Consider the following 15,887-nt stretch of genomic DNA (forward strand, 5'->3'; position numbering starts at 1 on the left):
AATTTTAGAAGGTGAGAGCCATGCTGAGTAAAACTATTTATGTCATTGTGTGCAATGGCGTTCCAGTAGTGGCTTTTGAGGATCATTTAGTAGCTGAGGTTGAGTTAAGGAAAAGAAGCGATACACAGGGCATCACGTTTTCTTTGGAGCCTTGTGATCTAGAGTTAATGGTAGATAAAAATGTAAAGACTGAGAATTAAAAACAAATAAAAAGAAGGAGGAGTTCTCCAATAAAAGACAATTTCTTCCTTCTAATTTATTACAATTAACTCTCTCCGTGCTAATTATAAATTACATTTCAGACAAAGTAAAGCTTTTATTAAAATTTTATTATTTGAATGTTGGGCACTCAGGGATCCTTGGATCCCGACATTGAAATAATAAAAACTAGGAGTGTCCAACAACCTCCTGGAAAGGAGTAAAAATTATGGAAAAAGAAAACATGAAGTACACCATTGGGGCTGTCCAGCAGCACCAACTCATAAAACATGACCTGGATATTAAAGATGCTTTTATTATCACTTATTTAAAAGAGATTACTACTTCTAAGAAATTAATAAACAAAAAAATTGCAGGTAAGAAATATGTTTGGATAGATTATCAAAGTCTCATTGATTATCTTCCGGCATTAAAAATTAATTCTAAAGATGTGATTGCTAGGAGGATGGCCAATTATGAAAAAATCGGATTAATTAAAAAACATATCCATAAAACTATGGCTTATGGGTCATATACGTTTTTCCATCTTGAAGAAAAGTTTAATACTATGTTTGAAATTCAAAAAGTAGAAAAGGATGATAGTGAGTTAGAAAAAATAAAAGAAAAGATGGGGCTTCTAGACCAACAAAATGAGGAACCTACTTTTGAGTCGGGTGGTTTCGACTCAAAAGTAGAGACTACACCGACTCAAAAGTCGAGACATAATACTCCCAATAGCATTCTCCCATCAAAAGATAGTAGTAGCACAGAAACAAATCCTGCTGCCTCTGATGATGATTTTTTTAAAGAATTAAAAACTATTCTTTCAGATGCCAGTATTAAAAATCATAATTCTAATACTTTGAAAAATATTAAAAATTATTCCAATGGAGATATCGGTGAGGTTAAAAAAGTAATTGAGTTTATAAAACTTAAAAATAAAAATATGAACTCTAAAATATTAGTGGCAATTTTAAAAGATAAAGATCATCAGATAGTTGAGCCTGTAGATATAAAAAAGGTCCCTAGAAAAGAGAAAATAGCCTTCATGATTGAAGAATTAGGAGAATTTAAAATCAGATCTATGAGAAATGCTATTTTAAAAGAGATTGGCTGTGAATGCCAAGGTGTAGATGATGATCTGGGGAATCAGCTGTGTAAAAAATACAATAAGCTAAAAACTCAAGGAGGAGTGGAATGAAACGAACATTGATTAAAAATTGGGATTATTTTAGGATTAAGACCTTGCCTGATATTAAAAAATTAGTGCTGCACGATGTGGAATATACCGATCAAGTTGATATCCAAGGAATGTACTTTGAAGCATATCTGCAGAAAGAAGCTATTGAATTTGAAGTAGAGAGGAGTTGATTTTATGAAACGAGGAGTTTTAAACGATGATATTTTAGTTGAACTAGAGCAGATTATCCCTGAATATCTCCCATTTCAGCATTTAAAACTATTAAGGTTTTTACCTTTTATTGATCACACAGTAAAAAATAAAGGAATATTTAAAAAAGACCAAGTAACTCGGGAAGAATTTGAAATATTATCTTATTTAGTTGAAAAAAGACATTTAGATCTAAGTCTTCTTAATGGGCAAGCAATAAGTTCAATAATTAATCCCAAATATAAAAAAGTGGTAAGTTCAATGATTAATCCTAAATATAAAATAAAGATTAGAGATTATAAATTTTATAATCTTATGCAAAGAGCTCTATGGTTCTCATATGTCGAAAGAAGGCTTCCATGGGAAAAGTAAAATTTATTAAGGAGGGTATAAACTATGCTATTAGGAAACGAAAAATTAACTAAAAAACAAAAGAGGGAGATCTCCAAAAGAGTCATGGAACTTTTAAGGGAATTAGATGATGAAGAATAAAAAAGGAATAATTTATGTCAGAGAATCCACCAAAGACCAGGACTGGGAAGCTCAGCTTATAGAGTGTAGAAATTATGCTGCTAAACTGGGAATCGAAGTTGTAAAGGAATATGTAGATCAGATGTCCGGAGCCAGGAACGACCGGAAAGGATTCCTTGAGCTTCAGGATGATATAAAAAATGCTGAATTTGATATCTTAATCCTATGGGAACTTTCTCGTGCCACCAGGGATTTCATAACCTATCGACTTCTATTCCAGAGTCTAAAAGAAGCCGATATAGAACTTCACTCCCTTCAGGAAGGTATCCTGGCTACTGATGATGATATAGATAAAAACTTTGGTATAGACATTATGGCTCTCCTAAACGAGAGGGAAAGAAAGATCGTCGGCCGTAGGATAAAAATAAGAAAAGACTCCCTCAGATATTCCGGTAGATGGGGAGGAGGGAGAACTCCCCTTGGATACTCCAGTAATGGCCCTGAATTATTTATAAATGATGATGCTCCCTTAGTTCGTGAGATCTTTAATCTCTATTCAAAAGGTGAATCTATAGCAGCTATAGCTAGAAAATTTGGAATGAATGATCGAAAAAGAGTAGGCAGAATATTAAAAAATCCATTATATACCGGTAAAATAGTTATAGCCACTGAATCTGTCAATGGAAAAACTAAAGTATACAACCCCCCTAAACTAATAGACGGGCTCCATGAACCCATCATCTCTGAAGAATTATTCTATTCCATCAATAAAATCAGGAAAAGTAATAAACCTAAGAGTTATAAAGATCATTATCTATTCAATAATGTAATCTGCCAATGTGGAAAAAAAGCCTATCCCTGCAGAAATAAACATGGTCACCTCACATATGATTGTTTGAACCACGTACACTGGCATAGTGGCGCTATGTTGGAGGAACAGGTTATTGATATCTTAGAAAAAGAGATGGAAAAAATGACCCTAGAAGATGATGATCCAAACAATCCAAAAGTAAGAATTACCCTCTATGAAAATGAACTAAAAAAAATTATAACCAAGGAAAAAAACTTGTTAACTAAATACCTGGATGGAAAAGTTACTGAATCCCTTTTTGATTCTACTAGTTTAGAATTATCCAAAACAAAGAAAGGGATCCAGGAAGAAATAAAATCATTGAAAGAATACAAACCTAATACTATTAATATAGATAACAAAACTCTGTTAAAAAAGTACCTGAAAAAAATTAAAAATGAAAAGGACCGAAAAAAGATAAAGAAAATATTGAATTTAATAATTTATGAAATTAAATACGTTAATAATTTTAGAGCTGTAGTTATCACTAACCTTATTTAGGAGGAGCCATGATTTTATATGACAAAATCAAAGCAAAATATAGTAAAGAAGAAATAAAAGAACTCTTAGGCATTTCTATTGGCGGAAGAATAATTCGAAATGAAATAAATGTGAATCCCAGCTCCATAAGCTCAAAAATAAATTTATTGGAACTCTGCTATACAATGGAAGATTTTTTTATTGATTATAAGGAAATCACTGATAAATATATAGAAAAAAATATGTATTATAACCTTTTTTTAAGGGGTTTAACTATAAATTATATTAAAAATAAATTTGATTTAGAAACCCAAATATATGCATATTTAATCCGGGGTTTTGATTATAATGGTTTCACTAGAAACATGCATCTAGCTTTTGATTCTTTAGGGATTGTAGTAGATACCTCTCCCTTTACAGTAGATTTATATAAAACTCATGTAGAGCTCTTTGGAAAAAAAGAGGACCTGGAAAACTTTAGGAATAGATACGGCATCAAATGGGAGCTCTGGTATGAGCCATACAGAAAGTCCTGGCATCTTGCCTTTAACGGCTGCCTAGCTGAATACATAAGAACTAAAAAAGCAGGATGAAGCCCATCCTGCTTTTAATTTATTGGTTATTTTTACTTTTCGTCCAGATTTGTGAGCTTATAGATATCTCGCCCTGTAGCTTGTTTATTAGGAGTCAGCATAAGCTCACACACCTGTACATTTTGTGGCAGTGAAGTTGTATATACAATAACTTCCGCTACATCATCTGGAGTTAATGCTTCTATCCCTTTATATACATTTTCTGCTTTTTTGTCATCTCCTCTAAACCTAATATTTGAAAACGGAGTTTCTACCATACCCGGTTCTATATTAGTTACCCTGATAGGAGTATCTATAAGATCTATCCTCATGGCATCGGATAATGTTTTTACTGCCGCTTTGCTGGCACAATAAACTCCTCCACCTGCATATGCTCCCCTTCCTGCTGTGGAACCTAAATTTACCACATGACCATTCACTTTGGCCTCCAACATAAGAGAAATTATTTTTTTAGACATATATAATAATCCCTTTATATTTACATCTACAACATTGTCAAATGAATTATATTCACTTTCATGGATCTTATCCATCCCCAATGCTAATCCGGCTGAGTTTACCAAAATATCTATCTTTTTCCACTTATCTTCTAGTGAATTAATACTATTTTCAACTTCTTTTGAATTAGATATATCTATCTGTAGAAGTTGAATTTCAATATTTTTTAGTCCTAATATCTCATCTCTAAGTTCCGCTAACTTATCTAACCTTCTTGCCACCAAAATTAAATCATAAGATTTGTCTGCGTATCTAAGTGCTGCTGCTCTACCTATTCCTGAACTAGCTCCTGTTATTAAAACAATTTTTTTCATTTTTGCCCCCCATATAAAATTTAAAATTTTGTTTACATTCATTTTTTATTTTATCCTTTTTAATCTTTCTATACAAGTTTTTTATTTCAACATTTTTATAATTTCAATATCTCCATAAAATTTATCAGTAACTATCTATTAAACCGCTAGAATATACTATAATTTTGTATCTAAATATAGATACAAAATACCCTTTATTTAAACCCTCAATAAAGCACTTTTCTTGCCATTTTTCATATTATAGTGTATAAATAAGATGTAACACAATTTTTTTATAATAGATACCGTATCTATAGATTAACAAAAGGAGACAGGATGGATGATCTTACCCACTGGGTTGAAGAGTTTCAAGATAATATGCAGGAATATGAAATATTTATATTTCACCTACAGCAAAAAATTGAAAGGATTCTAAAAGACAATAATATATTCTATGTAAAGACAGAGGCTCGTGTAAAAAGTCTGGATAGTTTTAAAAGAAAATTAGAAATGAAAAAAAATAAATATCAAAACCCTTTGGAAGAGATGACTGATATCTTAGGCATCCGTATAATCACATATTATAGGGAAGACCTCGATGAGATTTTAAAACTTCTCAAAGAAAACTTTAAGATCGATTATAAAAATTCAACAAATAAACTTCAAAGTTTAAAATATAACGAGATGGGCTATCTGTCTCTCCACTATATCTGCAAATGTAAACCCAGCCAAAAAAATCTTTATGGGTGCACTGATTTTAAATTTGAAGTACAGATACGAACTGCTCTACAGCATATTTGGGCTCAAATTGATCATCAGTTAAGATATAAAACCCTTGCCAATATACCAAATAAAGTTCAAAGAAAATTATTTAGAATAAGTGCCATGTTAGAAAGTGTCGATGATGAATTTGATTCTATTAAACACGACGTTCAAGTAGTCGAGAATTTTTATAAGGACAGATTTAATGAGAAAGAATACAGCCTTCGTTTGGATCTTTCCAGCATCAATTTCTATCTAAAATATAATGATAGGTTCATTCGTTCTATCTGCAAAAAATTAGGGGTCTTTCATTTCAATAATTTTGAAGTCGCAAAAGAGGAACATTTGGAGAAAAAATTGATTAAATTTGCACTTCAATTCAATAAGAATAGAGTAATTTATATTGAAGAATTAGTTAACAGTATCTACAAAAATACAGACATTATTCTAGATAAATTAGATAAAGATACCTTAAAAAAAATAAATTATGTGGTTAATTCCAGCTGTTCTTTTGTCTTAACATTTTTACTCCTACTAAATGAAGATATTTTAGAGATACAAAAAATCTATAAATTAACAGATTCCAGTTTAGAAAAGATTAAAGATCTCAGAAAGATTATTTTATTGGGAGAACCTAACTAAAACATAATTTTTAACTATCCAAAAATGCTCCTAATTTAGGAGCATTTTTTTAATTAAAACTATTAATATAAAATCTTAAAATCATCGTAACTAAGTTCTAGAGTCTCTGTTTTTATTATGTTTTCAACATGACTGAAAAAGTTACCTTTTTTTATCTCCTTTAGGATCTCTTCCTGCCTGTTACTGTCTATGACTATTTCTACACTTCCATCAGGCAAGTTTTTTACACTCCCATTAAATTTTAACTTCTCGGATAATTTATAGACAAAATACCTAAACCCTACTCCCTGTACACGACCATAAACAATATATTTATTAATCATTGGTCATCATGCCCTCTAAGATATCGGCCTCTGAAACTATAATTTCATCCCTTTCTAAAACTTCCATTATCCACAACAATAAATATGTTCCTGGAATAATTACCTCAGCTCTCTTTGGATGTAAACCTGCTATTTTTTTTCTCTCCTCCAGTGACAGTTTTGAAAACTTATCCAAATTTTTTAAGATATCTTTCTTAGTCAGCCTATACATATGGATCCTATCTGTATCATACTCCTCCATCTCTAAAAGTACACTTACATGGGTAGTAACAGTCCCAGCTACTCCTACCAATTTAAATGACTGATCTTTATACTTAGATAGTTTTTTCAAAATTTCTTTTACCCAAACTTCGCCATTTAAAAGTTCCTCTTTCTCCTTAAAGAATTTCTCCCCCAGCCTTACTGCACCTACATTGAAACTCTCTATATATTCAATATTATTTTTATCCCCTAGGATAAATTCGGTACTCCCACCGCCTATATCAAACACCATAATTTTTTCATCAAATTCAGATACCGCACCAGAAAAACTAAGCCTTCCCTCTTCTTCTCCTGTAATACAATGGATCTCGAGATTTGTTTCTGCCTTTACCCGGGAGATAAATTCTTCCCTATTTTTAGAATCACGGGTAGCAGAAGTTGCAGTAACTTTTACCTCCTCTACACCATAGTCATCTATCTTTTTTCTATAAAATTTCAGTGTTTCTATGGTTCTATCCATAGCATCCTGACTTAAAATCCTGGTTTTATCTACATCTTGCCCTAATCTTGTTATTTCCATTAATTTTAATATTTTATTTGTGATCTTCCCATCTTCCATACAGGCAATAAATAACCTGCATGAATTAGTTCCAATATCAATCACAGCTCTAGTTTTTTTTACACGAGTATTAATCATTGTCCCCACCAAACATACTTCCTAATATACCTCCTGCTATTCCTCCAGCCAGCATATCTCCACCACTGTTACTCTGTCCTCTGTTGCTTCCTACTGCTGCACTTAATCTCTCAGCTAATTTTGATATTGGCATAGATTGTATATATACAGTCCCTGGCCCCTGTAAAGTTGCTAAAAATAGCCCTTCCTTTCCGAACATAGCATTTTTAAAGCCTCCTACAAATCTAATATCATAATCTACACTAGATTCAAATCCTACAACACACCCTGTATCTACTCTTAGCGTTTCTCCATGAGCTAATTTTTTTTCAATTATAGTTCCTCCTGCATGGATAAAGGCCATCCCATCTCCTTTCAATTTTTGAAGGATAAATCCCTCTCCTCCAAAGAATCCTGCTCCTAATTTTTTAGTGAAAGCTACATCTATATCTATCCCATTTGCCGAGCATAGATAGGAATCTTTCTGACATAAAAATTCTCCATTGAATTTTTTTAGATCTATAGGAATTATCTGCCCTGGATATGGTGCAGAAAATCCAACTCTTGATTTTAGATTCCCTTCATTCAAAAATGTTGTGATGAAGAAACTTTCTCCAGTTATCATCCTCTTAAAACCACCAAAGAGTCCACCCTTGTTTTTTGTCTGCATATCTATCCCATCTTCCATGTAAGTCATAGCTCCTGCTTCTGCTCTAACTCCCTCTCTAGGATCTAACTCTATCTCCACTAATTGGATTCCTTCACCTTTAATTTCATAATCTATTACATCTGCTGACATTTTTTCCTCCTAATATTCTTATTTAAAATATTCCATTATCTTTATTTTACTCTTTTTTATTATATTTATTATTACATAACAATTAAAAAATTCAAAATTAATTTTTTTATACTTTTTTTAGATTTAAATGTTATATTTATCAATTATCGGTCTTTTTAAAAATGAGATGATTTTTCCCCTAACTATTAAAATTTTGAAGGGGTCAAAAAACATAGTATACTCTGCTTATGAACAAGGAGGTTATAATGAATTATTTAAACAAAATCTATACTTATACAATGGGATACCGCAGAGTTTATTTACTTTCCACTCTTACTGTTCTTGGAGCTACTATATTTTCTCTGCTTAATCCCCTTATCATTAAATATACAGTAGATATCATCATACAAAATTCTGATCTATCCAACTCTTTTTTTGAGAGATCTATGGATTTTTTTATAGGAAAAAGTCTTTTAAATGCATGTATCCTTATAATTTTTATTGCTATTTTCCAAGGTGGCTGCACATATTTTAAAGGAAAGTTATCCAGCATAGCCTCTGAAGGGATGGCAAAGACTATCAAAGATAAATTGTATACCCAACTTCAAAATGTCAAATACAGCTATTTTAATGATACTGAAACAGGAGACCTTCTCCAAAGGTGTACTTCTGACGTTGAGACAATTCGAAAATTTTTAGCCATACAATTAGTTGAAGTTGTAAATATAATTTTAATGATTACAATCATTTTTTTCACACTGATCAATTTAAATTTAAAACTTTCTATCATCGTTCTGTCTATAGTCCCGTTGATGTTTATATTCTCATTATATTTTTTTATTGTAGTAAAAAAACATTTTAAAGTTTCCGATGAGGCTGAAGCTAAATTATCGACCATCCTTCAGGAGAATATCCATGGTGTCCGGGTAGTAAAAGCCTTTGCTAGTGAGGATTTAGAGATAAAAAAATTTCAACGTTCCAATAAACATTATAGTGATGTCACCTACAAACTCATCCAGTTATTTGCCTACTATTGGCCTGTCTCGTCATTTTTTTCCTTTATACAGATGGGATTAGTCCTATTTTTAGGTATTAGATGGGCTGTCAGCGGCACCATTACTATTGGTACTGTAATTGCTTTTGGAATGTATGTATGGCAGTTAGAGTTCCCAGTGAGAAATTTAGGTCGGGTACTCAGTGATTTTGGTAAGGCTGCTATCTCATTTGAGAGGATAGAGGAGATCTTAGACAGTGAAACTGACTTTAATGGTGAACAAGACTTAAAGAAACCCAAAATTAAAGGGAAGATAGTTTTTGAAGACGTTAAATTTTCTTATGGAGATAAACCGATATTAAATGGAGTTTCCTTTAATTTAGATAGCGGGGAGACCTTAGGTATCTTAGGACCAACAGGGAGTGGAAAATCATCCCTTATCCACCTTATCACAAGGTTATACGACTATGACAGCGGTGCCATAAAGATTGATGGTGTAGAGCTAAAGGAGATAGATAAAAAATGGATCAGAAAAAATATTGGACTGGTTCTGCAGGAAACATTTCTTTTTGCAAAAAATGTCAAAGAGAATATCGGAATCACTAAAAAAACTTTAGATGACCGTGATATTTTTACTGCAGCTAAAACTGCATCTATCCATGAGGGGATTTTAAATTTTAAAGAGGGATACAACACTCAGGTAGGAGAAAAAGGTGTTTCCCTCTCTGGAGGTCAAAAACAAAGGATAGCCATAGCTAGAACAATCATTAATAACCATAAGATATTGATCTTTGATGATTCTCTCAGTGCAGTAGATATAGAAACAGATGCTTCAATCAGACAGGAATTAAAGAAAAAACATGATTCTTCAACAACAATAATCATCTCTCATAGGATATCTTCGATAATGGACTCCGATAAAATAATGGTCCTAGAGGATGGTAAAATTACTGACTATGGAACTCACAATCAGTTAAAAAATAGGGATGGGCTCTACAAACGAATTTTAAAGATCCAAGAGGATGGAATGAAGGAAGGGGTTTAATAGTGGAAACAATAAATAAAAAATCATCTATAAATATCATAAAAAATATCTTGCTCTTTCTAAAGCCTTTTAAGGGAAAGATTGCTGTCATCTTTATCAGTATAATTATTATCTCTGGCTTGGAAGCTTATCTTCCAGTCATGCAAAAAATTGCCATCGATGACTTTATTCTCCGGGGAACTACCCAGGGAATAAATTTATTTTTAATAAAATATATTGCAATCACCATGAGTCTACTGATTTTAATCTACATCTTTATCTCCTTTGGGGGAAAAGTCGAAATGGCACTGGTTTACTCTCTCAGAGAAAAAGCCTTTGAAAAATTACAATATCAATCATTTTCATACTTTGATATCAATGCTGATGGATGGATCATGGCAAGAATGACCTCTGATATTAGAAAAATTGGAGAAATTGTAGCTTGGGGATTTGTAGATATGATCTGGAGTATCGGATTTTTAAGTGGTATCTTGGTAATGATGTTTAGATTAAACTATAAACTGGCCTTGGTCCTTACCCTTTTACTTCCAATTTTAATTATAATAAGTATCTATTTTCAAAGAAAAATTTTGAGAAGCCAAAGAGATGTACGAAAAATCAATTCCCTTATTACCGGGGCATACAACGAGGGTATTTTAGGAGCTAAAACATCTAAGATCCTGGTAAATGAAGAAAAAAATATCGATGAATTTGAGAATTTAAGTTCTCGAATGAATAGAACATCTGTAGGAGCAGCTATTATTACTGCACTCTACCTTCCTATGATAATAGGATTGAACAGTGTCGGCCTTGTGGCAGTCTTAGGAATAGGTAAAAATTTTATTTTAAATGGAGTAATCAGTGTAGGAACCTTGGTTCTTTTTATTAACTATACCACCATGTTCTTTGATCCCATAAAACAATTTTCCCGAGTCTTTACAGAGATGCAGTCAGCTCACGCCTCCTTTGAAAGGGTATTAGAGCTCATTCATTCAGACCTTGAAATTGAAGATTCTAAAGAAATAATTGAAAAATATGGAGACCTATGTGAGAAAAAAATTCATAACTGGGAAAAAATAGAAGGTAATGTTGAATTTAAAGATGTTGATTTCAAATATAATAATGGAGAACCGATCCTCCAAGACTTTAATCTTAAAATATCTTCCGGTGAAACCATCGCCCTGGTAGGAGAAACGGGATCTGGAAAGTCCACAATTGTAAACCTTGCATGCAGGTTTTATGAACCTACAAAGGGGAGTGTTCTTATAGATGGTACCGATTATAAGGAAAGATCTCAGAGCTGGCTCCACCATAACCTCGGTTATGTCCTCCAAACTCCTCATCTATTCAGTGGTACAATCAAAGATAATATCTCCTACGGAAAGAGGGAAGCTACATTTGAAGAGATTGTAGGAGCAGCCAAATTAGTAAAGGCACATGATTTTATTCATAAATTTAAACATGGTTACGACACAGAAGTAGGAGAGGGAGGAAATAACCTTTCTACAGGACAAAAACAATTGATCTCCTTTGCTAGAGCTATTCTAAAAAATCCCAGTATATTTATCTTGGATGAGGCCACTTCCTCTATAGATGCAGAGAGTGAAAAGATGATTCAAGATGCTACTGATATCCTTTTACATGGAAGAACCAGCTTTATAATTGCTCATAGACTCTCAACTATAATCAATGCTGACAGGATCCTGGTTATAAAGGATGGAAAGATTATAGAGGAAGGAAATCATCATTTTCTGATGGATAAAAAAGGTAGCTACTTCACCCTTTACACCCATCAATTTACCCGGGATAAAGAATCAAAGTTAATGTCACAGAACTAATTCGGAGGAATACTAATATGAAAGAATATTATTTAAAAAATAACAGGAACTACACAATTCGAGAGATAGATCTTGGAGATGCTAAACATTTTATAAACTATAGAACTACTTTGGCAGATGAGACTACTTATATGAGAGCTTCCAGATCGGAATTAAACCTCAATTTAGAAGTTCAAAATAAATCTATTGAAAATTTTATAAACTATGAAAATCAATACTCTATTGTTGCAGAATTGAACGGAGTAATCATAGGGAACCTCCAATTTAGAGGGGGAGAGCGTCAGAGAACCAAACATGCAGGTGAATTTGGAATAAGTGTCTTAAAAAATTATTGGGGTAATCGAATTGGATATAACCTGTTGGCTCACCTCATTGAGTGGGCTAAAGATAATAAGGTTGTAAAGAAAATTAATCTGGAAGTCCGGGAAGATAATAAGAGTGCTATTGCTCTGTATAAAAAATTAGGTTTTGAATTGGAGGGAACCATCAGAAAAAATTTCTTTGCCGATGGTAAATATTATGATTCATATATTATGGGAATTATCTTTGAGTAAAATTTAAGGAGCTTTATATGAAAAAACTTATCTTGTATTTGTCTATTTTTTCTATACTTTCATATTCCCAGACAATCAATGGTGTAATTTTAAAGGATAAAATTAAAGTCCACGGCCAGGATCTTGTTTTAAACGGTGCCGGGACTAGAAATAAATTTTTTATGGATATATATGTGGGATCTTTATATGTTGTATTTCCTACAAATGATGCCGTATCTATAATTAACTCCAATACCATTAAAAGTATGCACCTTAATATTATATCTAACTGGATCAATCGCAGATTATTAAAAAGTGCTCTCCGGTCTGAATTGAAAAACTCCTCTACCAAAGAAGAGATGGATCAACTTCAGGATGAGATAGACATTTTTTTATCTACATTTAATGAGGAAATAAAAAAAGGAGATGAATTTATCTTTAATATAATTCCCAATATAGGAGTAGAAGTTTATAAAAATAATAAACTGATCAAATCTATACAGGGAAACCTATTCAGTAGAAGATTGATCCAGCTATGGATCGGAAATACTCCAGTAGATGAAAAACTAAAAATTGAAATTTTAGGAGGTTCAGAGATAAAATATTGAGTAAAACAGATTAAAGTGATCTTTTCAACCAAAAAGATCACTTTTTTATAGTCTAGAAAACTATAAAAAACTAAGTTGTACATGTCTGGAGGTAACCTCAAGGTACTTTTTATAACTATATTTTATCAAATTTTATTTCCATAAAATATAGTTTGATTTTTTAATTTTTTATTAGATTTTGACTTGATTCTTTTAGAAAATAGAGTATACTTGGATTGAATAAAATATTAAAATTTACTAAAGGGGGTACAGATGTTAAATGATAAACTTTTAAAACTTAGAGATGAAATGAGTAAAAATGGGATAGACGCTTATATTATTCCTAGTTCAGATGCACATCAAAGTGAATATGTGGCAGAGTATTTTAAAGGTAGAAGATGGATCAGTAACTTTACAGGTAGTGCTGGAACTGCTGTTATCACCTCTGATTCTGCTGGTCTTTGGACAGATGGACGATACTTTATCCAGGCTGAAAAAGAACTTGAAGGAAGTGGGTTTGATCTTTTTAAAATGGCTCAAGATGGAGTCCCTACCTATCCTGAATGGTTAAAAAGCGTTCTAAAGAGTGATAGTATTATTGGGTTTGATGGAAAAGTTATCTCTGTTTCTGCCTACAATGAATTAAAAAAAGGATTTGATGAAGACAACTTCAAAATTCAGCACGACCTATTGGAATCTATCTGGGATGACAGACCTAGTTTCCCAAAAGAGAATATATTTGTTCATGATCTTTGCTATGCTGGTAAGTCTGTTACTCAAAAAATTGATATTATTCGTGGAATATACCATTCCCATGGGGCTGATAGTTATATTCTCAGCTCTTTAGATGATATTGCATGGACTTTTAACCTAAGAGGAAGCGATGTATTGAATAACACTACTTTCTATGCATATGCACTTATTGAAGATGATAAGACTACTTTATTTATAGATCTAGATAAACTGGATGAACAAACTAAAAGCTACCTTAAAGAAAATAATGTAGTTTTAGAATCCTACGATGAGGTTACGGATGTTCTATCTAATTTAAAAAACAAGAATATCTATCTCAGCCCGGAAAGAACAAGTATCTATATCCAGTCATTACTTGAAAATAATAAAACTATCCATAATAAGGAGATCACTACTCATTTAAAAGCTGTTAAGAATGAAATAGAAATAGAAAATTCAAGAGAATGCTATTTAAATGACTCTATAGCTCTCCTAAAAGGATTTAAACATATTGAAGAAAATTTTAAAGTAACTCCTCTTACTGAACTAGATGTAGAGGATATTATTAAAAATGAAAGATCAAAAATAGATGGGTTTAAAGGAATAAGTTTTGATACTATTGCAGGTCACAAAGAGCATGCAGCTCTTATGCATTTTAAAGCCAATGAAAAAAACACATATACTCTGGATTCTTGTGGATTTTTATTGGTAGATTCAGGGGGTCAATACCTCAATGGAACTACAGATATTACTAGAACATTTTCATTGGGAGATATAACTCCTGAGCAGAAAAAAGATTTCACTCTGGTATTAAAAAGTGTAATTAACCTTAGCAGAGCCAAATTCTTAAAGGGAACTACCGGTTATAAATTGGATATGTTAGCTAGATATCCACTATGGTTAGAAGGAATAGATTATAAGTGTGGAACTGGTCATGGAGTTGGATTTTTTCTAAACATCCATGAGGGGCCACAAGGTTTTTCTGTTAGAAAGAGTCATGATCTTCCACTAGAAGTAGGGATGAACTTAACTATTGAACCTGGTGTCTATAAAGAAGGAAGACATGGTATTCGTACTGAAAATACAGTTATAGTAAAGGAAGCTTTCACCAATGAAAGTGGGACTTTTTATGAATTTGAAACTATATCATTCTTCCCGATTGATATAAATTCTATCGATCCTGCTCTATTAAATAGCGATGAATTGGAATGGATCAACTCCTACCATGCCACTACATTTAGTAAGCTGTCTCCATATTTAAATGAAGGTGAAACAAACTGGTTAAAAGAAAAAACTAGACAAATATAAAAAGCAACGTGACGTTGCATCCAGATAAATCTGAATTTTTGATTATGCCCTCTGCGGATATAATCTTCTAAATAATAAAAGAAATCCCCCTACTTATAATAGGGGGATTTTTAATTCTACTTTTCTCCTAATAATCTATCTAAGATTATAGCTACTGCCGATCTTACTGACAGATGATTATACTTTGTCTTACCTCTTATTGGATCTAAGATATGAGTACAGCTATCCATGATCTCATCTACTAAACCATGTCCTGTACCAAATAATAACAAGTAAACATTGTCATCATTGTAGATCTTTTCACTCATATCTTCATATGAGATTGAGTTATCATATACTCTTGCAGAAGTTGTGATAACTACTGGTTTTTTCCCTTCAGCTTTTTCAATCTCTTCTATCGCTTTTTCAATACTTTCAGTAACATGAGTACTAGAAAATGCTGCTTCTCTATCTTTATTGAAGTTTCTACCAAATCCATCTTTCCAGTATCCTATTACTCTACTAGTTAACTCTACTTGAGCATCTACTGGAGTTATTATATGGTACCCCTTTACGTCATATGTTTTACAACTTCTAGATATGTCATGGATATCGAAGTTTGTTACCGATGTTGCTACTGTTTCTTGGTTTCTATTGTATACAGGATAGTGTACTAACCCTAAATATATATTATCTCTCATTTATTATCTCCTTTTTTCTGTTTTTCCCACTAATTG

General features: G+C 32.3%; 16 protein-coding genes. 11 read left to right on the plus strand and 5 right to left on the minus strand.

The window, feature by feature from the left end; translation table 11 throughout:
- Positions 1-427: 427 nt before the first annotated feature.
- The 5 genes from K337_RS0107870 (at position 428) to K337_RS0107895 (ending at position 3,982) form a co-directional block, all read left to right on the plus strand.
- Positions 428-1,399, plus strand: a complete 972-nt coding sequence (locus K337_RS0107870) for a hypothetical protein (protein WP_028856113.1) — start codon at positions 428-430, stop codon at positions 1,397-1,399.
- On the plus strand, positions 1,396-1,569 hold the full coding sequence (locus tag K337_RS19815) for a hypothetical protein (protein ID WP_156877343.1): 174 nt from the start codon (positions 1,396-1,398) through the stop codon (positions 1,567-1,569). The genes K337_RS0107870 and K337_RS19815 overlap by 4 nt, the downstream gene beginning before the upstream one ends.
- A 4-nt stretch (positions 1,570-1,573) precedes the next feature.
- The gene (locus K337_RS0107880; RefSeq protein WP_028856114.1) at positions 1,574-1,960 is read left to right on the plus strand and encodes a hypothetical protein; all 387 of its coding nucleotides are present in this window, start codon (positions 1,574-1,576) and stop codon (positions 1,958-1,960) included.
- A gap of 106 nt (positions 1,961-2,066) precedes the next feature.
- Complete coding sequence (locus K337_RS0107890) at positions 2,067-3,410, plus strand: recombinase family protein (RefSeq protein ID WP_084140820.1); 1,344 nt, start codon at positions 2,067-2,069, stop codon at positions 3,408-3,410.
- An 8-nt stretch (positions 3,411-3,418) separates the two neighbouring features.
- Positions 3,419-3,982 (plus strand): hypothetical protein, encoded by a 564-nt coding sequence (locus K337_RS0107895; RefSeq protein WP_028856116.1) that lies wholly within the window; start codon positions 3,419-3,421, stop codon positions 3,980-3,982.
- 32 nt (positions 3,983-4,014) lie between these two features.
- Here K337_RS0107895 and K337_RS0107900 read toward each other — a convergent pair whose 3' ends face one another.
- On the minus strand, positions 4,015-4,794 hold the full coding sequence (locus tag K337_RS0107900) for an SDR family NAD(P)-dependent oxidoreductase (RefSeq protein WP_028856117.1): 780 nt from the start codon (positions 4,792-4,794) through the stop codon (positions 4,015-4,017).
- A 315-nt stretch (positions 4,795-5,109) separates the two neighbouring features.
- Between K337_RS0107900 and K337_RS19155 the strand changes: the two genes are divergently transcribed.
- A complete protein-coding gene (locus tag K337_RS19155) occupies positions 5,110-6,177 on the plus strand; it encodes a GTP pyrophosphokinase (RefSeq protein ID WP_051251670.1) in 1,068 nt (355 codons plus the stop codon).
- 62 nt (positions 6,178-6,239) lie between these two features.
- Here the strand turns inward: K337_RS19155 and K337_RS0107910 are convergent, their stop codons facing one another.
- From K337_RS0107910 to K337_RS0107920, 3 genes are read right to left on the minus strand one after another with little or no spacing between them, the layout of a single operon-like run.
- Positions 6,240-6,500, minus strand: a complete 261-nt coding sequence (locus tag K337_RS0107910; RefSeq protein ID WP_028856118.1) for an acylphosphatase — start codon at positions 6,498-6,500, stop codon at positions 6,240-6,242.
- Entirely contained in the window at positions 6,493-7,398 is a 906-nt protein-coding gene (locus tag K337_RS18025) for a Ppx/GppA phosphatase family protein (RefSeq protein WP_037029261.1), read from the minus strand. Before K337_RS18025 ends, K337_RS0107910 begins: the two co-directional genes overlap by 8 nt.
- Positions 7,391-8,176: a TIGR00266 family protein gene (locus K337_RS0107920; protein WP_028856119.1), complete on the minus strand. Its 786-nt coding sequence runs from the start codon at positions 8,174-8,176 to the stop codon at positions 7,391-7,393. Before K337_RS0107920 ends, K337_RS18025 begins: the two co-directional genes overlap by 8 nt.
- 245 nt (positions 8,177-8,421) lie before the next feature.
- Here K337_RS0107920 and K337_RS0107925 point away from each other — a divergent pair, with 245 nt between their 5' ends.
- The 5 genes from K337_RS0107925 to K337_RS0107945 all read left to right on the plus strand — a co-directional run bounded on the left by K337_RS0107925 (position 8,422) and on the right by K337_RS0107945 (position 15,171).
- Positions 8,422-10,194: an ABC transporter ATP-binding protein gene (locus K337_RS0107925; RefSeq protein WP_028856120.1), complete on the plus strand. Its 1,773-nt coding sequence runs from the start codon at positions 8,422-8,424 to the stop codon at positions 10,192-10,194.
- Between the two features lie 2 nt (positions 10,195-10,196).
- Positions 10,197-12,011, plus strand: coding sequence for an ABC transporter ATP-binding protein (locus K337_RS0107930; protein WP_211226083.1), 1,815 nt, complete (start codon positions 10,197-10,199; stop codon positions 12,009-12,011).
- A 17-nt stretch (positions 12,012-12,028) separates the two neighbouring features.
- Positions 12,029-12,565: a GNAT family N-acetyltransferase gene (locus K337_RS0107935; protein ID WP_028856122.1), complete on the plus strand. Its 537-nt coding sequence runs from the start codon at positions 12,029-12,031 to the stop codon at positions 12,563-12,565.
- Between the two features lie 17 nt (positions 12,566-12,582).
- Complete coding sequence (locus K337_RS0107940; protein ID WP_028856123.1) at positions 12,583-13,152, plus strand: chalcone isomerase family protein; 570 nt, start codon at positions 12,583-12,585, stop codon at positions 13,150-13,152.
- Positions 13,153-13,404: 252 nt separating this feature from the next.
- Positions 13,405-15,171 carry an aminopeptidase P family protein gene (locus K337_RS0107945; RefSeq protein WP_028856124.1) on the plus strand — a complete coding sequence of 589 codons (1,767 nt, stop codon included), beginning with the start codon at positions 13,405-13,407 and terminating at the stop codon, positions 15,169-15,171.
- A gap of 116 nt (positions 15,172-15,287) precedes the next feature.
- Here K337_RS0107945 and K337_RS0107950 read toward each other — a convergent pair whose 3' ends face one another.
- The gene (locus tag K337_RS0107950) at positions 15,288-15,851 is read right to left on the minus strand and encodes an RNA methyltransferase (protein ID WP_028856125.1); all 564 of its coding nucleotides are present in this window, start codon (positions 15,849-15,851) and stop codon (positions 15,288-15,290) included.
- Between the last annotated feature and the right edge of the window lie 36 nt (positions 15,852-15,887).

This window comes from Psychrilyobacter atlanticus DSM 19335, from assembly GCF_000426625.1.
Classification (GTDB): Bacteria; Fusobacteriota; Fusobacteriia; order Fusobacteriales; family Fusobacteriaceae; genus Psychrilyobacter; species Psychrilyobacter atlanticus.